The organism is Streptomyces sp. NPDC051576, from assembly GCF_040681835.1.
Lineage (GTDB): Bacteria > Actinomycetota > Actinomycetes > Streptomycetales > Streptomycetaceae > Streptomyces.
This window is the reverse complement of the sequence record NZ_JBFAZO010000015.1, coordinates 240,210-260,777: the sequence shown is the minus strand read 5'-3', so window position 1 is coordinate 260,777 and position 20,568 is coordinate 240,210. Positions and strand designations below refer to the sequence as shown.

Annotated in this window: 19 protein-coding genes; 8 read left to right on the top strand and 11 right to left on the bottom strand. The window is 69.8% G+C overall.

Annotation, left to right across the window (positions count from 1 at the left end):
* Nucleotides 1–54: 54 nt before the first annotated feature.
* Nucleotides 55–2,655 (bottom strand): AAA family ATPase, encoded by a 2,601-nt coding sequence (locus AB0M63_RS39945; protein ID WP_366022829.1) that lies wholly within the window; start codon nt 2,653–2,655, stop codon nt 55–57.
* Between the two features lie 96 nt (nt 2,656–2,751).
* Here AB0M63_RS39945 and AB0M63_RS39940 point away from each other — a divergent pair, with 96 nt between their 5' ends.
* Entirely contained in the window at nt 2,752–3,645 is an 894-nt protein-coding gene (locus AB0M63_RS39940; protein WP_366022828.1) for an alpha/beta hydrolase, read from the top strand.
* On the opposite strand, the gene AB0M63_RS39935 is transcribed toward AB0M63_RS39940, so the two are convergent.
* Nucleotides 3,599–4,108, bottom strand: a complete 510-nt coding sequence (locus AB0M63_RS39935) for a hypothetical protein (RefSeq protein WP_355915827.1) — start codon at nt 4,106–4,108, stop codon at nt 3,599–3,601. The two genes, AB0M63_RS39940 and AB0M63_RS39935, sit on opposite strands and share 47 nt — an antisense overlap.
* A 309-nt stretch (nt 4,109–4,417) precedes the next feature.
* On the opposite strand from AB0M63_RS39935, the gene AB0M63_RS39930 reads away from it, so the two are divergent.
* From AB0M63_RS39930 to AB0M63_RS39910, 5 genes are all read left to right on the top strand, one after another.
* Nucleotides 4,418–5,791, top strand: coding sequence for a lectin (locus tag AB0M63_RS39930; protein WP_366022827.1), 1,374 nt, complete (start codon nt 4,418–4,420; stop codon nt 5,789–5,791).
* 121 nt (nt 5,792–5,912) lie between these two features.
* Nucleotides 5,913–8,069, top strand: a complete 2,157-nt coding sequence (locus tag AB0M63_RS39925; protein WP_366022870.1) for an RICIN domain-containing protein — start codon at nt 5,913–5,915, stop codon at nt 8,067–8,069.
* Between the two features lie 27 nt (nt 8,070–8,096).
* Nucleotides 8,097–9,395, top strand: a complete 1,299-nt coding sequence (locus AB0M63_RS39920) for a ThuA domain-containing protein (RefSeq protein ID WP_366022826.1) — start codon at nt 8,097–8,099, stop codon at nt 9,393–9,395.
* Nucleotides 9,396–9,517: 122 nt separating this feature from the next.
* A complete protein-coding gene (locus tag AB0M63_RS39915; protein WP_366022825.1) occupies nt 9,518–10,225 on the top strand; it encodes a TetR/AcrR family transcriptional regulator in 708 nt (235 codons plus the stop codon).
* Entirely contained in the window at nt 10,218–10,961 is a 744-nt protein-coding gene (locus AB0M63_RS39910; protein WP_366022824.1) for an SDR family oxidoreductase, read from the top strand. The genes AB0M63_RS39915 and AB0M63_RS39910 overlap by 8 nt, the downstream gene beginning before the upstream one ends.
* Nucleotides 10,962–11,162: 201 nt before the next feature.
* Here AB0M63_RS39910 and AB0M63_RS39905 read toward each other — a convergent pair whose 3' ends face one another.
* From AB0M63_RS39905 to AB0M63_RS39890, 4 genes are all read right to left on the bottom strand, one after another.
* Entirely contained in the window at nt 11,163–11,921 is a 759-nt protein-coding gene (locus tag AB0M63_RS39905) for an IclR family transcriptional regulator (RefSeq protein WP_355915912.1), read from the bottom strand.
* Nucleotides 11,922–12,166: 245 nt separating this feature from the next.
* Nucleotides 12,167–13,177: a 4-hydroxy-2-oxovalerate aldolase gene (dmpG, locus tag AB0M63_RS39900; protein ID WP_355915844.1), complete on the bottom strand. Its 1,011-nt coding sequence runs from the start codon at nt 13,175–13,177 to the stop codon at nt 12,167–12,169.
* Nucleotides 13,174–14,124 carry an acetaldehyde dehydrogenase (acetylating) gene (locus tag AB0M63_RS39895; RefSeq protein WP_355915846.1) on the bottom strand — a complete coding sequence of 317 codons (951 nt, stop codon included), beginning with the start codon at nt 14,122–14,124 and terminating at the stop codon, nt 13,174–13,176. The genes dmpG and AB0M63_RS39895 overlap by 4 nt, the downstream gene beginning before the upstream one ends.
* Nucleotides 14,121–14,969 carry a fumarylacetoacetate hydrolase family protein gene (locus AB0M63_RS39890; protein ID WP_366022823.1) on the bottom strand — a complete coding sequence of 283 codons (849 nt, stop codon included), beginning with the start codon at nt 14,967–14,969 and terminating at the stop codon, nt 14,121–14,123. Before AB0M63_RS39890 ends, AB0M63_RS39895 begins: the two co-directional genes overlap by 4 nt.
* A gap of 234 nt (nt 14,970–15,203) precedes the next feature.
* Here AB0M63_RS39890 and AB0M63_RS39885 point away from each other — a divergent pair, with 234 nt between their 5' ends.
* Nucleotides 15,204–16,808, top strand: coding sequence for an FAD-dependent oxidoreductase (locus AB0M63_RS39885; RefSeq protein WP_366022822.1), 1,605 nt, complete (start codon nt 15,204–15,206; stop codon nt 16,806–16,808).
* Between the two features lie 4 nt (nt 16,809–16,812).
* Here the strand turns inward: AB0M63_RS39885 and AB0M63_RS39880 are convergent, their stop codons facing one another.
* From AB0M63_RS39880 to AB0M63_RS39865, 4 genes are all read right to left on the bottom strand, one after another.
* On the bottom strand, nt 16,813–17,301 hold the full coding sequence (locus AB0M63_RS39880) for a hypothetical protein (RefSeq protein ID WP_355915855.1): 489 nt from the start codon (nt 17,299–17,301) through the stop codon (nt 16,813–16,815).
* Nucleotides 17,302–17,318: 17 nt separating this feature from the next.
* On the bottom strand, nt 17,319–17,651 hold the full coding sequence (locus AB0M63_RS39875) for a DM13 domain-containing protein (protein ID WP_366022821.1): 333 nt from the start codon (nt 17,649–17,651) through the stop codon (nt 17,319–17,321).
* A gap of 115 nt (nt 17,652–17,766) precedes the next feature.
* Complete coding sequence (locus tag AB0M63_RS39870; RefSeq protein WP_355915861.1) at nt 17,767–18,369, bottom strand: TetR family transcriptional regulator; 603 nt, start codon at nt 18,367–18,369, stop codon at nt 17,767–17,769.
* A gap of 36 nt (nt 18,370–18,405) precedes the next feature.
* The gene (locus AB0M63_RS39865) at nt 18,406–19,266 is read right to left on the bottom strand and encodes an alpha/beta fold hydrolase (RefSeq protein ID WP_366022820.1); all 861 of its coding nucleotides are present in this window, start codon (nt 19,264–19,266) and stop codon (nt 18,406–18,408) included.
* A gap of 169 nt (nt 19,267–19,435) precedes the next feature.
* Between AB0M63_RS39865 and AB0M63_RS39860 the strand changes: the two genes are divergently transcribed.
* The gene (locus AB0M63_RS39860; protein ID WP_366022819.1) at nt 19,436–20,308 is read left to right on the top strand and encodes a VOC family protein; all 873 of its coding nucleotides are present in this window, start codon (nt 19,436–19,438) and stop codon (nt 20,306–20,308) included.
* 54 nt (nt 20,309–20,362) lie between these two features.
* On the opposite strand, the gene AB0M63_RS39855 is transcribed toward AB0M63_RS39860, so the two are convergent.
* Nucleotides 20,363–20,554: a ferredoxin gene (locus tag AB0M63_RS39855; protein ID WP_355915870.1), complete on the bottom strand. Its 192-nt coding sequence runs from the start codon at nt 20,552–20,554 to the stop codon at nt 20,363–20,365.
* Between the last annotated feature and the right edge of the window lie 14 nt (nt 20,555–20,568).

Sequence of the window (20,568 nt, the reverse complement as noted above, 5' to 3'; positions counted from 1 at the left end):
CCCGGAACCGCACGGTCATCCGTGCGCGTCACCCAGCTCGGCGCCGTCGGGTACCTACGTTTCGCCGTCCGGCAGCAGGCCGAGTTCCGTGGCGCGGGCGGCGGCCTGGCGTCGGGTCGGTGCGCCCAGCTTCTCCAGGACGGCCCGTACATGGTTGTCGACGGTTCGGACGGACACGACGAGGCGGTCGGCGATCTCCGGGTTGGTCAGACCGTCCACGAGCAGTCGTACGACCTGGAGTTGGCGCTCGGTGAGACCGGCCGGGTTGCCCCGGGTCGCCGCGTGCGGGCCGCGCGGGATGCGGGGGACGCCGAGGTGGCGCAGTTCGGTGCGGACGAGCCGGGCGAGGGGTTCGGCGCCGAGTGCGTCGAGGCGGGCGAGCGCGGTGAGTTTGTCGGCCGGGTCGGGGCTCTCCGCGAGCGCGGCGGCGTGTTCGTAGGGGCAGCCGGCCTGCTGCCACCGGTCCGCCGCCCGTTTCCAGTCACCGGCGGCTTGGAGCGCGTACGGGTGGTCGCTGTCGTCGCCGGTCACGGGATGCCCGGACTTCGCGAGCCAGTACCCGAGTTCGGCCCGGTACGGCCCGTAGTCCAGCCGGCCCGCCTGCGTGTGGACCGGCCCTGCGGCCTCGGCCGCCGCCGCGTGATCGCCGCGCAGCCAGGCCGCCTCGGCCCGTGCGGCGGCCACCGGTCCGGTGCGCTGCAGCTCCCGGGTCCGTACGGCGATCTCCCAGGCCTGGGTGAGGAGTTCGTCGGCGCCGGGCCTGCCGCGCCGGACCCGTACGCGCGCCAGGACGGTCAGCGCGGGACAGCGCGCCGGTACGAAGTCGTGCATCCCGTACTCGGCGTGCCGCTCGGCCTCCTCCCAGTCGGCGGCGGCGAGGCGGCGCATGGCCTGCTCGACGTGCAGGTAGTTGAGGAACCCCAAGTGCTCGGCGCGGTCGGCGAGTTCCATGGCCGGGGGCAGATACCGGTCGGCCTCGGTGTACCGGAGGTTGTCGAGCAGGGACCAGATGATGTTGGCGTAGGACCGGCAGGCGTGCTCGACCTCGCCGGCGGATAGCGCGACGGCGAGGCTCTCCTCCAACTGTCGTCGCCCGTCGGGATCACCGCTGCGCCAGCGGGCGGCGCCGACGTTGTTGAGGGCGTGGGCCAGGATCGCCGCGTCGTCCGCGCGGCGGGCCAGGGCGATGGCCCGCTCGCCGTGCTCGACGGCCTCGGCGTAGCGGTCGGACAGCATCCGCAGTTGGGCCGTGTTGCTGAGCGCGAGGGCCAACAGCCGGTCGTCACCGGCGTGTTCGAGGACGGCGATGGCCTCCCGTGCCGCGTTCTGGGCCTCGTCGGCGTGGCCCGCCCACCAGTGGATGCGGGACAGCCAGCGCAGGTCGGCGCCGAGCGCCAGGGTGTCGCCGAGCGAGCGGCGCAGGGCCACGGCGTCCCGCTGGGCCGTGACGGCCTCGACGGAGTCGGCGATGGTGTAGCACTCCACGGCATAGCGTTCGAGGAGGTCGGCGAGTTCGGCGGTGGTGTAGCGGTGGCGTTCCCGCAGGACGAGCCGGAGATGGGCGGCGGCCTCGCGGTGGGCGCCGGCCTCGGTGGCGTCCCGGGCCGCGTGGGGGCCGTAGCGGGCGATGGCGTCCTGGTCGCCGGCCTGGGCGGCATGGTGGACGATGCGGGCCGGGTCGGAGCCGGGCCGGGCCACGAGCGCGGTGAGGGCGGCGCGGTTGAGGTCGATGCGGCGGGCCGCGGGCAGGGAGTCGGCGATGGCGCGCCGAATCAACTCGTGGCGGAACGCGACCCGTTCGGGACTCACGGCGAGCAGTCCGCGCTGTTCGGCCACGGCCAGCCCGGCGACGCCGTCCGTCAACAGGGCGTCGACCAGGGGCCGTTCGACGGCCGAGGGCAGGACGGCGAGCTGCTCCAGCGCGTCCACGGTGCGGCCGTCGAGTCCGCGCAGCCGGGCGAGCACCGCGTCGACGACGGTCGGCGGCACTCCCCCGGTGCCGCCGGCCGCCAGGACCTCGGTGACGAAGAAGGGATTGCCCGAGGTCACCTCGTACACCTGCGCCGCGTCGAGTCGGCTGGCCGAACTGAGCGTGCGTACGGCGGACTTGGAGAGGCGGGCCAGCGGCAGCCGATGCACGCGGTCGGCGCGGGAGGCCTGGCCGAGCAGGTGGCGCAGTGGATGCTCGCGGCTCAGCTCGTCGTCCCGGTAGGTGAGGACGAGTACGGCGGGCAGCCGTTCCATCCGCCGCACCAGAAAGCGTAGGGCGTCCAGCGAGGCCTCGTCTGCCCAGTGGACGTCCTCCACGACGAGTACCGTCGGATGCGGTATCCCGGCCAGCTCCTTCTGCAGTGCTTCGTAGACGCGCTGGCGGTCGCCGCCTTCGACGACGGCGTGGGCGAGTTCGGCGCCGACGCTGCCGACGAGGTCGCGGAAGGGGCCGAGGGGGCGGCGGGTGGCGAGGTCGTCGCACTGTCCCAGGAGGATGCGCGACCGCGCGGGCAGCCGGTCCGGCATGGCCTTCACCAGGCTCGACTTGCCGATACCCGCCTCGCCGAAGACGAGCGCCACGGAGCCGGCCCCGTCCGCCGCCTCGCGTGCGGCCGCGGCCAGTCGCGCCAGCTCGGGCTCGCGTTCGAGGATCCCCCCATCCACGCCGTCGATTCTGCCACTCGGCGGGAATTCCCGTCCGGGTGTCACACTCGGACCGCCGCCGGCCCTCTTGAGTGCAGACACTCACGGGAGGCGTTCATGAACAGGACCGAACCGGCCGCGACCACCGGACAACGGCTGATCGAACTCTCGGCCGGGACCCTGGAGTACGAGGACACCGGCGGCGACGGTCCCGTCGTGGTGCTGTTGCACGGGCTGCTGATGGACGCCTCGCTGTGGGCCGAGCCGATCGCCGAACTGGCCGCCGGTCACCGGTGTTTGGCCCCCACGCTGCCGCTCGGCGCCCACCGCCGCGCGGTGCGCGCGGACGCCGATCTGTCGCTGCCCGGGATCGCCCGGCTCGTCGCCGAGTTCATGGAGCGGCTGGATCTGCGGGACGTCACGCTCGTCGGGAACGACACGGGTGGGGCGCTGGTGCAGGTGCTGATGGCGGAGGGGGCCGCGCGGGTGGAGCGGGTGGTCCTCGTGTCCTGCGAGGCGTTCGACAACTTCCCGCCGGGTCTGACGGGCCGGACGCTGGTGCTCGCGGGGCGCCTCTCGCCGTGGTGGTTCGGGTTGTTCATGCGGCAGATGCGGCTGCGGGCGCTGCGCCGCCTGCCGTTCGCGTTCGGGTGGCTGACGAAGCGCGGGGACGCGGTCACCGAGCGGTGGACGCGGCCGGTTCAGGAGCGGCCGGAGATCCGCCGTGACGCCGTACGCGCACTGCGCGCCGCGTCGGCCGGCGGGCGCCGCCTCCTGGTGGAAACCGCCGACCGGCTGCGGGAGTTCGACCGCCCCGCCCTCGTGGTCTGGGCGAGCGAGGACCGGGTGATGCCGCCCGAGCACGGGCGCCGACTGGCCGAACTCCTGCCGCGGGGACGGCTGGTGGAGGTGGCCGATTCCTACACGCTGCTCCCGCTGGACCGGCCCGCCGAACTCGCCCGGCTCATCGCCGAGTTCGTACGACCCGTCTCGCCGCCCGCACCGGTATGATCCTGTGCCGGCGTCGCGGCTTGGGGGCGTCGAGCATGCTGACGCCGTTGTAGTACCGGCCGCGGAAGTGGAGCGTGGGCGCGGCGACGAAGGTGACGATCACGGCGACGACACTGATGGGGAAGAGGACCGGGAGCGACTGCCCCTCGGGAAGGGTCTTGCCGCCTTCGTGGACGACGTAGGCGAGAGCCGCGACGAAGGTGACCAGGCACAGTGCCGCGATGACGCGGAGCACGGTCGCGATGGTGCGGGTGGAGGACGCGTTGCGCACCTCGGCCAGCAGGGACGCCGAGCACTCGGTGCAGGTGAGGTCCACCGTGTGCTTGCCGGACGGGGGCCGTTTGACGACATAGCGGGCGGCGGCCCAGGTGATGGTGCGCGTACGCGGCTTGAGGACGCCGCCCGTGACCTTGTCACTGAGGATGTGTCGGACTTCGACCTGCGCGGTCCCCGCTGTGTTCATGGTTCCTCCGGCACACGCACCCTGGCGATCATCACAAATCCTGCACAGTGTGACCTGTGCGAACCGGCCGCTCAATGGTCCTGGTGATTTCTTTTCCTTCGCCTACAACTTCTCAACTCACCCAGGTCGTGCGGGACTTCTCCGGTCGCACCTCTTGACGGCTTTGGTGCAGACCTTTAGGTTCACCAGCCAACAGACCTCCCATGAATGCATTCCCGCGCTCACATACGTGAACATCCGTGTTCACCTCTCACCGCCCTCAAGCCGGCGGCGTCCACCCCCCACCCCAGGACGAAAGGCCCCCTCCCCATGCAACGCCTCGCCCTGCGCTGCGCCCTCGCGCTCTCCCTCGGCCTCACCGCCGTCGGCACCCTCGCCGTCCCCTCCGCCTCGGCCGCCACCGGCACCATCACCGGACTCGGCGGCAAGTGTCTCGACGTGGCCGGCGCCAACTCGGCCGACGGCACGGCCGTACAGATCTACGACTGCAACGGCACCGCCGCCCAGCAGTGGACGGTCGGCTCCGACGGCACCATCAGAGCCCTGGGCAAGTGCCTTGACGTCACCGGCAATTCGACGGCCAACGGCGCCCAGCTCCAGCTGTGGACCTGCGCCGGCAGCGCCAACCAGAAGTGGACCGTCACCGCCGCGCACGACATCGTCAACCCGGCCGCCGACAAGTGTCTGGACGTCACCGGCAACACCTCGGCCAACGGCACCCGCACCCAGATCTGGACCTGCTCCGGCGCCGCCAACCAGAAGTGGACCGCGCCCGCCGCCGACGGCGGCACGACCCCGCCCGCGACCGCGCCGATGGCTGTGGCGCCCTACCTGTACAACGGCTGGGGCAACCCGCCCAGCCCTACGACTGTCATGAACGCGACCGGCGTGAAGTGGTTCACCCTCGCCTTCGTCCTCAGCAACGGCTACTGCAACCCGCAGTGGGACGGCGGCCGGGCGCTGACCGGCGGGGTCGACCAGCAGACCATCAACACCGTGCGCGCGAACGGCGGTGACGTGGTCCCGTCCTTCGGCGGCTACAGCGGCAACAAGCTGGAGAGTTCCTGCTCCAGCGCCGGTGAGCTGGCGGCGGCGTACCAGAAGGTCATCAGCGCCTACTCGCTCAAGGCCATCGACATCGACATCGAGGCCGACGCGTACAGCAACGCGACCGTCCAGCAGCGGACCGTGGACGCGCTCAAGACCGTCAAGGCCAACAACCCGGGCCTCAAGGTGTACGTCACCATCGGCACCGGACAGAGCGGGCCCGACACCAGCCTGATCAACCGTGCCGCGTCCTCCGGGCTGACCGTGGACGCCTGGACGATCATGCCGTTCGACTTCGGCGGCGCCGGCCAGAACATGGGCACGCTCACCCAGCGGGCGGCCGAGGGTCTCAAGACCGCGCTGAAGAACGCGTACGGCTACAGCGACGACGCGGCCTACCGGGACATGGGCATCTCCTCCATGAACGGCATCACCGACAACAACGAGACCGTCACCACCGCCGACTTCCAGACCATCCTCGGCTACGCGCAGGCGCACCACCTGGCGCGGCTGACGTTCTGGTCGGCCAACCGTGACCGTCCCTGCCCCGGCGCCTACCCGAACGACGACACCTGCTCGGGCGTGAGCCAGAGCAACTGGCAGTTCACCAGCATCTTCGCCCAGTACACAGGCTGACGGACGCCCCTCCGACCTTTCCACCCCACCCCCCATCACCACCACAGGAGAATCCGTGTTCAGACGGAAGAGGCTGACCCGCCGTCACCGCGTTCCGAGAGCGCTCACGGCGGTCGCGCTCGTGGCGACCACCGTGACCGGCATCGAGTTCGCCGCGCAGGGTTCGGCGAGCGCGGCGAACTCGGCCGCCGCCGCGATACCGAGCGGCTACACCACCGTGGTCAACAAGGGCAGCGGCAAGTGTGTCGACGCCCGCTCGGCCGCGAGCGCCGACGGCACCGCCGTCCAGCAGTACGCGTGCAACGGATCCACCGCGCAGAACTGGCAGTTGGTGGCTACCAGCGGCGGCTACTACCGCGTGAACAGCAACCTGAACGCGGGCGAGGCGTGGGACGTCACCAATGTCTCCACCGCCGACTCCGCGCCCGTCCAACTGTGGACGTACTCCGGCGGCAACAACCAGCAGTGGTTGCCGGTCGCCGAGGCCGACGGGGCCTACCACTTCGTCAACCGCAACAGCGGCAAGTGCCTGGACGTGCCGAGCGCGTCCACGGCCGACAGCGTGCAGCTCGCGCAGTACACCTGCAACGGAACCGCCGCACAGTCCTTCACGCTCGGCGGCGCCACCACCAACCCGCCGGGTACCCCGGACTTCGGCCCCAACGTGACGGTGTTCGACCCGTCGATGTCGGCGTCCAGCATCCAGTCCAAGCTGGACTCGGTCTTCTCCCAGCAGGAGACCAACCAGTTCGGCTCGGCCCGCCAGGCGCTGCTGTTCAAGCCGGGCACCTACAGCGCCAACGCCAACGTGGGCTTCTACACCCAGGTCGCCGGCCTCGGCTTCTCGCCGGACGACGTGACCATCAACGGATCCGTGCACGCGGAGGCCGACTGGTTCCAGGGCAACGCCACCCAGAACTTCTGGCGCGACGCCGAGAACCTCTCGGTCAACCCGAACGGTGGCACGGACCGTTGGGCCGTCTCGCAGGCCGCCCCGTACCGGCGCATGCACGTACGCGGCAACCTCGCGCTGGACGACGGCGGTTGGTCCAGCGGCGGCTTCATCTCCGACACCAAGGTGGACGGGCAGATCCAGTCCGGCTCGCAGCAGCAGTTCCTCACCCGTGACTCCCAGATGGGCAGTTGGTCCGGCTCCAACTGGAACATGGTCTTCGTCGGCGACCAGGGCGCACCCGCCCAGTCCTTCCCGACGTACACCAACGTCGCCAGCTCGCCGACGATCCGCGAGAAGCCCTTCCTGTACGTCGACAGCGCGGGCAACTACCAGGTGTTCGTACCGGGGTTGCAGTCCAACGCCGTCGGCACCACGTGGAGCGGGAAGACCCCGGCGGGCAAGTCCCTGCCGATCGACCAGTTCTACATCGTCAAGCCCGGCGCCACCGCGGCCGACATGAACGCGGCGCTCGCCTCCGGCAAGAACCTGCTGGTCACCCCGGGCGTCTACCACCTCAACCAGACGCTCAACATCACGCGCCCCGACACGGTGGTGCTGGGCATGGGCCTGGCCACCTTCATGCCGGACGGCGGGATCACCGCGATCTCCACCGCCGACGTGGACGGTATCGAGCTGGCGGGTCTGCTGATCGACGCGGGCACCACCAACTCCGCGACGCTGGTGCAGATCGGGCCGGCCGGTTCGACCGCCTCGCACTCCGCGGACCCGATCCAGCTCTCCGACTTCTTCGTCCGGATCGGCGGCGCGACCGTCGGCAAGGCGACCAACTCCCTGGTGGTCAACAGCGCCAACACGATCATCGACCACACCTGGATCTGGCGGGCCGACCACGGCAACCCCGGCACGGTCGGCTGGACGACGAACACGGCGGACACCGGGCTGATCGTCAACGGCGCCAACGTGACGGCGTACGGCCTGTTCGTCGAGCACTTCCAGAAGACCCAGGTCCTCTGGAACGGCAACGGCGGCAGAACGTACTTCTTCCAGAACGAGATGCCCTACGACCCGCCGAACCAGGCCTCCTGGATGAACGGCTCCGGCAAGGGCTACCCCGCCTACAAGGTCGCCGCCAGCGTAACCACCCACGAGGCATGGGGACTTGGCAGCTACTGCTACTTCAGCAGCAACTCCAGCGTGGTCGCCGACCACTCCTTCGAGGTGCCGAGCGTGTCCGGGGTCAAGTTCCACGACATGGTGACCGTCTCGCTGGGCGGGGTCGGCACGATCAGCCACATCATCAACAGCACCGGCGGGCCGTCCAACTCCAGCAACAACGTCGCCTACCTCACCAACTACCCGTAGACCGCGCGGAAGGGATCGATCACTTACATGAACACCATCAGATCCGGTTCCACCCGCGCGCTCCTGCGGGTCCTGCTCCTGCTGGCGACCCTGCTGGGCCTCGCGGCCGTACCGCCCGCCGCCCACGCGAGCACTGCGGCGACCCCGTTCAAGATCCTCGCGCTCTACAGCGGGACCTACGACGCGGCGCACATCGACTTCGACAAGGAGGCGAACGTCTGGTTCCCGCAGCAGGCGGCGGCGAACGGCTTCACCTACACGGCCAGCACCAACTGGGACCTGCTCGCCAACGGCGGGGTCAACGCCTACCAGGTCGTCCTGTTCCTCGACGACCTGCCGCAGACCGCCGCCCAACGCACCGGGTTCGAGGCCTACATGAGGGGTGGCGGCGGCTTCATGGGCTTCCACGTCTCGGCGTTCACGACCAACGCGGCGAGCTGGTCCTGGTACCACAACACGTTCCTCGGCTCGGGGAACTTCGTGTCGAACACCTGGGGCCCGACCGCGGTGACCCTGAAGGTGGAGGACCACACGAACCCGGCCACGGTGAACCTGCCGGCCACGTTCACCTCGTCGGTCAGCGAGTGGTACAGCTGGTCCAACGACCTGCGGCAGAACCCGGACATCAAGATCCTGGCGTCGATCGACCCGAGCAGTTTCCCGGTCGGCACCGATCCCAACCAGTCCTGGTACAGCGGGTACTACCCGATCCTGTGGACCAACACGAAGTACAAGATGCTGTACGCGAACTTCGGCCACAACGCGATGAACTACACGACCAACACGCGGCTGTCGTCGACGTTCGCGAGCGCGACTCAGAACCGGTTCCTGCTCGACGGGCTCAAGTGGCTGGGCGGGGGCGGCAGTTCGACCCCGCCGACGGACGACCCGATCTCCGAGACCGCCTGGTACTCCGTGCAGAACGGCGGCAACGGCACGTGCGTGGACGCCCGCTCGGCGGCCACCGCGAACGGGACGGCGATCCAGCAGTACGCCTGCAACGGTACGGCGGCGCAGCAGTACCAGTTCCGCTCCACCGACAGCGGGTACATGGAGATCACCGCGCGCGGCAACCCGGCACAGGTCATCGATGTGACCGACCGCTCGACGGCGGACAACGCGCCGTTGCAGTTGTGGGCCTACTCCGGTGGCACCAACCAGCAGTGGCAGCCCGTACGTGAGACCAGCGGGAGCTATCACTTCGTCGCCCGGCACAGCGGCAAGTGCCTGACCGCCGCCGCGGCGGCCACCAACAGTGTCCAGCTCACTCAGCGGACCTGCGACGGCTCTGCCGCGCAGGCCTTCCAACTCGCCGTGCAGTCCTGAGCCACCGCACGGCACCGCAGGGGCGCCTCCCACCGCACTGACGCGGTGGGAGGCGCCCCTGCTTTCATTGCTAACAACATCCCGTTGTCAGCGCGATAAGCATCGGTGTTATCGTCGATTACATGAACACGAGATCGCTGATAATCGAGGCGGCGGCGGAGCTGATCGCCCAGTCGCCGAGCGGCGATGTGTCGACGCGCGCGGTGTGCGAGGCGGCGGGGGTGCAACAGCCGGTGCTGTACCGGCTGTTCGGCGACAAGGACGGGCTGCTGGCGGCGACGGTCGACCATGTCTGGGACCAGTACCTGGAGACCAAGCGGGCCGCCGAGAAGTCGGCGGACCCGTTGCGGGATCTGCTCGCCGGGTGGGACAGCCATGTGGCGTTCGCGCTGGCGCATCCCAACGCCTACAAGTTGATGTTCGCCCCGGCGCTGCGCTCCACACCGGAGGCGGCGCGGGAGGCCCTGCGGATCCTCCGCGAGGTGCTGGACCGGCTCGCCGCGCAGGGCCGGATGCGGATCGCGCCCGAGATCGCGGCGCGCATGGTCATGACCGCCACCACCGGTGTCGCGCTGGGGCTGATCACCCGCCCCGAGCTCTATCCGGACCCGGATCTGTCGACCTCGGTCCGTGACGCGATGGTACGGGCGATCCTGCTCGACCCGCCCTCGGACCCGGCCGCCCACGACGCCCGCGCGGCGGCGGCCACCACACTGCTCGCCTCGCTCGACGATCTCACCCCCGAACCGTTCACCCCAGCGGAGTCGGCCCTGCTCGGGCAGTGGCTCACGCAGATCCCCACCACACGGAAGGGCCCTCACCATGACTGACACCGCCACCACCACGCGCGTCGCCCTGGTCACCGGCGGTTCCGGCGGCATCGGCCGCGCGGTCGCCGAGCGGCTGGCGAAGGACGGTATCGCGGTCGGCGTGCACTACGCCGGCAACAAGGCGAAGGCCGACGAGACGGTCGCCGCGATAGTCGCGGCCGGCGGCAGGGCGATCCCGGTCGGCGGTGACGTCGCCGACGAGGACGCGATGTCCGCCGCGTTCGACGCGGTCGAGACGGAGTTCGGCGGCATCGACGTGGTCGTCAACACGGCCGGGATCATGACCCTCTCCCCGATCGCCACCCTGAACCTCGACGACCTCGACCGCATGCACCGCACCAACATCCGCGGCACGTTCGTCGTCTCCCAGCAGGCCGCCCGCCGGGTGCGCGGCGGCGGCGCGATCATCAACTTCTCCACCACCGTCACCCGCACGAAGTTCCCGACCTACGGCGGCTACGTGGCGAGCAAGGCCGCGGTCGAGGCGATGACCCTCGTCCTGGCCCGCGAACTCCGCGGCAAGGACATCACCGTCAACGCCGTCGCCCCCGGCCCCACCGCCACACCGCTCTTCCTCGACGGCAAGGACGACACCACGATCGACATCCTGGCGAAGGCCGCCCCACTGGAGCGCCTGGGCACCCCGGCCGACATCGCCGAGTCGGTGGCGTTCCTGGCGGGGCCGGCCCGCTGGATCAACGGCCAAGTACTGTTCGCCAACGGCGGGTTGGCGTGACCTGGAGAAACACTCAGAGATGGCTTACGCATGGGAGGCAGTGATCGCCGGCAACGAACTGCTCCGCGCCGCCTCGCGGAACATGCCTTCGAGAGGACGCTCGCCGAGTGGTCCGCCGTAGGACCAGTCACCTACCTCGGCACCACGACGGCTGGCTCTCCGCTTCTCCTAGCGCTTCCTCGTAGCGGGCCCGCCCCCCAACTACCCCACCGCATCCACCACTTCCCGCCGGAACGACTCCCCGCCCCCGAACAACTCCTCAGACACGGCCCGTACGGCGTTGACGACAAGCGGGGCGACGAGTTCCAGCGGTGCCCGTCCGTCGCCGACGACCGAGATCGCGCCGACCGGGCCGTCGGGGCCGCGCAGCGCGAGGCCGACGCAGCCGAGGTCGGGGAAGCACTCGCCGCGGTCGATGGCCAGCCCGTTGCGCCGACGTATTGTGCTCAACTCCCGGTGCAGGAGGTCGAGTCGGCCGATGCTGTGTGAGGTGCGGCACTCCATCGACTGCTGGTACCGGGCGTCGATCTCCTCCGGGCTCAGCCAGGCGAGCATGGCCTTCCCCAGCCCCGTGCAGTGGGCCACGGCCCGGCCGCCGACCCGGGACGGGATGTCGACCGCGGCCCGGCCGCCCACCTTGTCGAGGTAGTAGATCTCCGGGCCGTCGAGCACGGCGAGATGGACGACCATCTTCGTGCGGACGGCCAGGTCGAGGAGTTGGGGCGCGGCCGCCGCGCGCAGCGTGCTGTGCCCGATCTCCCGCCCGCCCAGACCGAGCGCGCGGGGTCCCAGCGCGTACCCGGCGACCGTGTGGTGCAGCCAGTCCAGGCGCACCAGTTGGTCGAGGATCCGGTGGGTGGTGGAGCGCGGCAGGTGGGTCCGCCGGGACACCACTTCGAGGGTGAGGTGTGTCTGGGGCCGCTCGAAGAGGTCCATGATCAACGTCACGCGCTCCATCATCGACGGTGGCAGCGCATGCCGGTCGGCCTCGTATCGCGGTTCCAGGCGAAGGGCAGACGTCATCGTCAATGCCTCTCTGCTAAAACTGAAATCAATTCTAGTTCGGCGCCGTCGTCAACGTACAACGGCGTCGGACGCAGGCCAAGAGGCGTGCACGAGTTTATTGGTACGAGCGGTCTAATCAACACGCGAAAGCGCCGCCCCCCGGTGCGCGGTCCGGGGAGCGGCGCTGGAGAAGAGTGCGGTCAGCAGCCGCGGGTCAGGTCGAGCGCGATGTCCACGATCATGTCCTCCTGCCCGCCGACCAGTCCGCGTCTGCCGACCTCCTGGAGGATGGTGCGCGCGTCGAGGCCGTACTGCTCGGCCGCCGTCTCGGCATGCCGCAGGAAGCTGGAGTAGGCGCCCGCGTACCCGAGGGTGAGGGTCTCCCGGTCGACGCGCACCGGCCGGTCCTGGAGTGGGCGGACCAGGTCGTCGGCGGCGTCCTGGAGCGCGAACAGGTCGCAACCGTGCTTCCAGCCGAGCAGGTTGGCGACGGCGACGAACGGTTCGATGGGGCAGTTGCCTGCGCCCGCGCCCTGTCCGGCCAGGGACGCGTCCACCCGGGTCACGCCCTCCTCCACCGCGGTCACGGAGTTGGCGACCGACAGGGAGAGGTTCTCGTGCGCGTGGATGCCGATCTGGGTGTCCGGGTCGAGCACGTCCCGGTAGGCGCGGATGCGGTCGCGCACGCCGTCCATGGTGAGCCGGCCGCCGGAGTCCGTGACGTACACGCAGTGCGCGCCGTAGGACTCCATCAGCCGTGCCTGGCGGGCGAGTTCGGCCGGGTCGGTCATGTGGGCCATCATCAGGAAGCCGGAGACGTCCATGCCGAGTTCGCGGGCGGTGGCGATGTGCTGCGCCGCCACGTCGGCCTCGGTGCAGTGGGTGGCGATGCGCACCGAGCGGACGCCGAGGGAGTAGGCCTGCTTGAGCTCGGCGATGGTGCCGATACCGGGCAGCAGCAACGATGTCAGCGTCGCCCGGTGGATGGCGCCTGCGGCTGCCTCGATCCACTCCCAGTCGGTGTGGCTGCCAGGCCCGTAGTTGAGGCTGCCCCCGGAGATGCCGTCACCGTGGGCGACCTCGATGGCGTCCACACCGGCCTGGTCGAGGGCCGCGCTGATGGCGGCCACGTTCGCGGGTGTGATCCGGTGCCGGATGGCGTGCATGCCGTCCCGGAGCGTGACGTCCTGCACATAGAGCCTGGGGGTCACTGGGTCACCTCGGTGGAGAAGCGCTGGGCGATGCGCTCGGCGACCCGCAGGGCGGCCGAGGTCATGATGTCGAGGTTGCCCGCGTAGGCGGGCAAGTAGTGGGCGGCGCCCTCCACTTCGAGGAAGACGGAGACCTTCGTGGTCACCTCGGAGGCGTCGCCGGTGAAGAGCGTGTGCACCGGATCACCGGCGGGGATCGGGGTGAACTGCACGCTCTGCTTGAGCCGGTAGCCGGGCACGTACTCGGAGACCGCGTCCACCATGCCCTCCACCGAGGCCCGGATCGTCTCGTGATCGGCGTCACCGATCAGGCAGTACACCGTGTCCCGCATGATCAGCGGCGGCTCGGCCGGGTTGAGCACGATGATCGCCTTGCCGCGCTGGGCACCGCCCACCTTCTCGATCGCGGCGGAGGTGGTCTCGGTGAACTCGTCGATGTTGGCCCGGGTTCCGGGTCCGGCCGACTTCGAGGCGATCGAGGCGACGATCTCGGCGTAGGGGACCGGTGTGATCCTGCTGACCGCGTACACGATCGGGATGGTGGCCTGACCGCCGCAGGTGACCAGGTTGAGGTTGTCGACATCGTTGGCGAGATGCTCGTCGAGGTTCACCGGCGGCACGACATACGGTCCGATGGCGGCGGGAGTCAGGTCGACGAGCCGTTTGCCGTAGGGTGCCAGGCGCTTGGCGTTCTCGACGTGCGCCTTCGCGGACGTGGCGTCGAAGACGATCTCGATGTCGTCGAAACCGTCCATGCGGATCAGCCCGTCCACACCCTCGTGGGTGGTGGGCACCTTCAGGCGTGCGGCGCGGGCGAGGCCGTCCGAGTCCGGGTCGATGCCCACCATGGCGGCCATCTCCAGGGTGTCGGACAGCCGTAGCACCTTGATCATCAGATCGGTCCCGATGTTGCCGGAGCCGATGACGGCCACCTTGGTCTTCGTCATCCCTCTTCCTTCGACGAGTCCGATGAGTCGGTTGAGAACGTCGCGGTCACCGTGCCGAGGCCCGACATCTCGGCCCGTACGGTGACTCCCGGCGGAGTGGGGACGAGCGGACCCAGCGCTCCGGAGAGCACGACCTGACCGGCCCGCAACGGGTCCCCGAACTCCCGGGCGGTGCGCGCCAGCCACAGCAGCGCGGCGAGCGGATCGCCGAGGCAGGCCGTGCCGTCGCCCTCCGAGGCGAGCTTCCCGTCGGCGTACAGCCGCATCGTCACGTCCCGCGGCTCGAACGCCTTCAACTCGACCCGCTCGCCGCCGAGTACGAACAATCCGCTGGAGGCGTTGTCGGCGACGGTGTCGGTGATCGCGATGTCCCAGTCGGCGACCCGGCTGTCCACGATCTCCAGTGCGGCGACGGCGTACGCGACGGCGGACCGGACCCGGTCGATGTCGAGGTCTTCGCGGTCGAGGTCGGCGGCGAGGACGAACGCGATCTCGGCCTCGACCCTGGGCTGCAGCAGCCGTTCGCTCGGCACGGCCGGCAGCGAGCTGACGTCCATGTCGGCCAGCAGCACCCCGAAGTCGGGCCGGTCCACGCCGACTTGGCGCTGCACCGACTCCGAGGTCAGTCCGATCTTGCGGCCGACGACCCGTGCTCCGGCGTCGATCCTGTCGGCCACGACGCGTTGTTGGACGGCGTAGGCGAGGCTGATGTCGGTGGCGCCGAGCAAGTCCCGTACCGGAGCGCACGGTTGACGGTCACGGGCCGCGCGCGTCAGTCGTGCGACCGCCTCGGCCACCGCCGCCTCACGGTCCGCCACGGCCCTCGGTTCCCATACGTCTGTCATTCGCATCCTCAACTCGTGATGGTCTCCAGCCTGGGCATCCGTGCCCGATCACGGTCCCGCGCGTTCCGCTCACCGGGACTCGGTCCGGGTGTGGACGAACGGTCTCGCTCAGCGAGATGTCCGGCCGGAGTCGTGGAGTCGGCTCTATACCGTCGCCCACACATTGCTGCTGAAGGTTGTGGCGTTGAGCCGCGCTCGGCCGTCGAGAACGTCAGCATCCCTGAGGAGGTCATCTTGGCCAGCAACGAGGACGTCTACGACGTGATCGTCGTCGGGTCGGGCGGAGGTCTGGTCGGTGCCTACGCCGCGGCGTCACGCGGTCTGCGCACCCTCGTCATCGAGAAGACCGACCGGGTCGGCGGCACGACCGCCTACTCCGGTGCCGGTCTGTGGTACCCGGGCTCGGCGCCGATGCGGCGGGCCGGTCTGGACGAGAGCGTCGAGGACGCCAGGACGTATCTGCGCAACGCCGTCGACGACGAGTCGCGGGAGCGGCTCCAGGACGCGTATCTGCGGGCCGGTGCCCAGGTGATCGACGAGCTGGAGCAGAACCCGTGGTTCCGGTCGTTCGAGTACGCCCCGGTGCCGGACTACTATCCGGCGCTCGCCGGCGCCTCCCCCACGGGGCACACCATCTTCCCGCCGCAGGTCACCGTCGCCGAACTCGGCGAGCACGCCCCGCTGGTGCGGACCTGCCTGCCCGCCGAGCGGTGGGGGCGCGAGGAGGGTCCGGTGCTGAGCGGTGGCCGCGCGCTGATCGGCCGTACGCTCGCTGCGTTCCTGGAGACGGGCCACGGTTCGCTGCGTCTCGACACCGCGTTGGAGAGCCTGGTCGTCGAGGACGGCAGGGTCGTCGGCGTGGAGGCGGTCAGCGACGGGGAGCGGGTCACGTTCCGGGCCACGGGTGGGGTGGTCCTCGCGGCCGGCGGCTTCGAGCGCAGCCAGGAGCTGCGGGAGAAGTACCAGCCGGTCCCCCAGCGCGCGAGCGAGTGGACCCACGGCTGCCCGGGCAACACGGGCGACGCGCTCCGGGCCGGGATCGCGGTCGGCGCCGCCACCGACCTGCTCGACGCCGCCTGGTACGTGCCGGGCCTGGTGTGGCCGGACGGCCTGCCGCTCTTCCACACCGGCACCCGGGGCGGGATCTGGGTCAACGCGGCGGGCGAACGCTTCGTCAACGAGACCCGCCCCTACGACCAGGCGGGCCGCGAGATCGTCCACCTGCACACCACCACAGGGGTCTCGCACATCCCCGCCCACTGGATCATCGACCAGCGCCAGCTCGACCGGGACAGCTTCGGCGGCGCCCACGACCAGCCGGTCGACCCCGAGTGGTTCGAGTCCGGCGCCCTCAAGAAGGCAGACTCCCTTGAGGAGTTGGCGAAGCTGATCGACGTACCGCTCGACACCCTGCGCGCGACCATCGAGGAGTTCAACGGCTACGCGGAGACCGGGGTCGACGAGCGGTTCCACCGCGGCGAGACGCCCTGGGACCAGATCGCCTTCCACGTCCTGGGTTTCCCCGCCCTGCCCCAGCTCAACTACCCGGCGCCGCCCACCCCCGGCCGGCCCAACCCGCTGCTGCTGCCGCTGGACACCCCGCCGTACTACGTCGCCACCATCCTCCCCTCCGACATCGGCACCAAGGGCGGACTGAAGATCGACGAGCACGCGCGCGTGCTGCGTCCGGACGGACAGCCCATCGCGGGCCTGTACGCGTCCGGGAACACGGCCGCCGCGATGACGGGACGCGTGTACCCGGGCGCGGGGGCACCGATCGGTTCGAGTGTGGCGTTCTCCTATCTGGCGGTGCTGGACATCGCGGGCGGCACGGACTGACCCGTCAGAGCCAGCGACGGAACGGCTCCCGGAACACCACCACATGCGGACGTTTTCTGCCTACGACCCTTTCCGCGACGGTCGTCGCGGAGAAGTGCGAGGCCGGCAGCGGCCAGGCGACGACCACCGTCGAGAGGACGGCCATGATCGGATACTCCGTGATGAGCTGGTCCGCGCTCCAGTACATCAGCAAGGTGAATGCGGACATGAAAGACGCGGGCAGGGAGAACACCCCCAGGACGAGGACCACGCCCAGTGATGTCTCCAGAAGGGGCATCGCGAAGCCGAAGAAATGCGGCCATTCCGCGAGAGTGACATCCGAGAAGCTTTTGAAGTAGCCCGGAACCCTGCTGTTGGATTTCGCGCTGTTCGCCACCAGCAGGATGTCAGCCGCACCGAAATGCGCCCGGTATTTCAACGTCCCCTCATGAAGCCACAGCACACCCAGGGTGACTCTGATCGCGCCGGCGAGGGCCGCCGCGATCAGAGTCATGCGCGAATTCGGCGACTTCATGACAGTTTCGCGGCGCCGAATACCGCCTTCGCCTTGTCGCAGTGGATGACCACGGTGCTGTAGGCGGACGCGTCGGCGCCACTGAGGGTGAATATCTGGGACGCCTTGTCGAACTTGACGGCCCCGATCTCCTTGCCCGCCGAGACGGCTGCTTCGTCCGTGCCGTCGGTGAGGTAGACATGCAGGTCCGGGCCCTCGTCGGAGGAGAACCCGGAAAGCGTGACGCCCGAACCGCCCACCTGCGCGGAGCCGGACACCTTCTTTCCGTTGAGCCCCGCGAACATCCCCGTCCTGTCGGCCGCCTTCGCCGCCTGCGGCGAGGCCGACATGGAGGCCGCCGCCAATAGGAACCGGCTGCCGCCGACGGGAACCAACCTACCTACGGAATACGCGAAGAGGCCCAGCTGTCGGGGGACGTAAGAAATGCTTCATATCTTGCGGCGGCTACGGCGTGAGGAGCAGCCGTGCGGCCAGGCGCATGTTGCTCTCCGCCTCCTCGGTGGAGAGCTCCTCGGTGAGCATGGCCACGAACAGGCCCCACCAGCCGTAGATGAGCAGTCGCGCCCTGCTGCGGTCGGTCTCGGATGCCTCGCGGACGCCGAGGAGGCGCAGGATGGTCCGGCCCAGGGCGCTGTCGACGATGTCGATGCGGGCCGGGACGACGCTGGTGTACTCGGTGAACGACGATGTCGCCACCGCCGAGGCGAGCAGCGGGCTGTCGAGCAGTTTGACGCTGAGCGCGATGAGCAGTTCCGCGATCTCGGCGGCGGGGTCGGCGGCCGCGTCGGCGGTGGTCTCGTGGTCGCCGAGGAACTGCTCGATGTGCCACTCCATGACCGCCATGAACAGGTGCGGCTTGGACGGGAAGTACCGGTACAGGGTGGCGATGGCGACGCCGGCCTCCTTGGCCACGTCGTGCATCTGGACGCTGGCGAGCCCCTCACGGGCGCCGAGTTCGGAGGCCGCGCGGAGGATGCGGACCCGGCGGGCGATCTGGCCGCGCGAGACGGGTGCCGCCGGTTGCCGTCCCTCAGCGGGTCTCGCCACGTCGTCCCCCATGTCGTCCGGTGCTCCCGCCGACGCTCAGGATGCCTCGGGGCGGGTCAGGAAGGCCAGGACCGTGCTCTCCCAGGCCTCCTTCTGCTCGATCATGGCCCAGTGCCCGCAGTCGGGCAGGACATGCAGTTCGGCCTTGGGAATCGTACGCATCGGGATCAGCGCGCTCTCCAGCGGTGTGACCCGGTCGTCGCGGCCCCAGGTCAACAGGGTCGGTGCGGTGATCTTGTGGAGGGCGGCCCAGATGGGCTGGTCGGAGTGGGCCTGCGCGGCCTGCATGGCGGCCATGGCCTGGCGGCCGTAGATCCGGCGGGAGGCCTCCAGGGTCGCGGGCTCGGTGGCGCTCGCCCAGCGCTCCTCGATGAGTTCCTCGGTGAGGAGGGCCGGGTCGTGGACCATCGAGCGCAGCCACTGGAGGAGGTTGTCGCGGGTCGGGTTCTCGGCGAACTCGACCAGCAGGTTGAGGCCTTCGCTGGGGCCGGGCGAGAGGATGTTGCGGCCGACGCCGCCGATGGTGACGATCCTGCGGAACAGGTCCTTGTGGGCGACGGCGAGTCCGGCGGCGACGAAGCCGCCCATGGAGTTGCCGATGACGTTCACGCGGTCGAGGCCGAGTCCGTCGAGGAAGCGCAGGACGGCCTTCGGGGCCGCCATCATGGGGTTCTCGTCGGTGGGGTCGCTGACCCCGAACCCGGGGAACTCCAGCGCGAGGCAGCGGAAGTGCTTCGCGAACACGGGGAGGTTGCCCCGGTAGTTGCGCCAGCCCGTCACGCCCGGACCCGAGCCGTGCAGCATCAGCAGCGGCGGCCCGTCGCCCGCCTCGTGGTAGCGCAACGTGCCCTCGGCGGTGCGCAGTTCGCGCAGGGTGTCCTCAGCGGTGAGTGTCATGACGGTGCGTGGCCTCCGGTCGCGGGGTGACAGGCGACAGTCACCGTGCCACCGGGGCCGGGCCGGGTGCCGCACTCCTCCCGATCAGTGGGACGTGGCCGGCCCCTGGTCCGCCGCGCTGATTAGCGTCGAAGCGCCAGGTCTTGACAAACGGTGATGGGAGAACCTGATGGGTGTGCGCTCACTCGGGTATGTACGGCTGGAGTCCAGCGACATCGAGAAATGGAAGGTGTTCGGGGCTGATTTCCTCGGCCTGATGCTTGTTGAGGGCGGCGACCCGGAGTCCCTGTACTTCCGGATGGACGACTACCCCGCCCGCATCGTGGTCTCCCCTGGTTCTCAGAACGGGATGACCGCCCTGGGCTTCGAGGTGCTCGACGAGCGGGAGCTGGCGAAGGTTGTCGCCGATGTCGAGAAGGCCGGCATCAAGGTGACCGCCGGCACCGAGGACGAGGCCACGGAACGCAAGGTCACCGGCTTCGTCAAGTTCAACGACCCGGGCGGCAACCCGGTCGAGCTGTTCTACGGCACGATCCTCGACCATGTTCCGGTGCAGACGCCGCTGGTCTCCGGGTTCCTGACCGGTGACATGGGCTTCGGGCACGCCATCGTCTCCGCCGAGGACGCCCGGGGCACCTTCGACTTCTATGTCAACGTCCTCGGGTTCATCGAGCGCAACACGATGCGCTCGCCCGGCGGTACGACCTGGTTCATGGGCTGCAACCCCCGCCACCACACCCTGGGAGTCACCCCGGCGCCGGGCCCCGGGCGGCTGCTCCACTTCATGGTCGAGGCGAACACGCTGGACGACGTGGGCCGCGCCCTGGACCGGGCCGCGAAGCTCGATGTCCCGATGATGCACTCGCTCGGCAAGCACACCAACGACCGCATGCTGTCGTTCTACGTGTGGTCGCCGGAGAACTACGCCGTCGAGTTCGGCTGGGACGGCCTGCAGGTGCCGGAGCCGGTGCCCGTCTACGAGATCACCGACGGCGCCTTCTGGGGCCACCACTTCACCCCGCCGCCGCAGCCCGCCGGCTGATCCGAGCAAGCATGAGCAGAGCCCCACGGTCCACGGCCGTGGGGCTCTCGCGTGTCACCGCTCGACGGTGACGGCCCGCTCGGGGCAGGCCGACTCCCCGTCCCTGGCGGCCTGTTCCAGCTCCGGCGGCACCTCACCGTCGAAGGGCAGCGCGTAGCCGTCGTCGTCGAGCCGGAACACCTCCGGCGCCGCCGCCGCGCACCGCGCGTGCCCGGAGCACAGCGCGGAGTCGATCGTGATCTTCATCCGTCTCTCCGTTC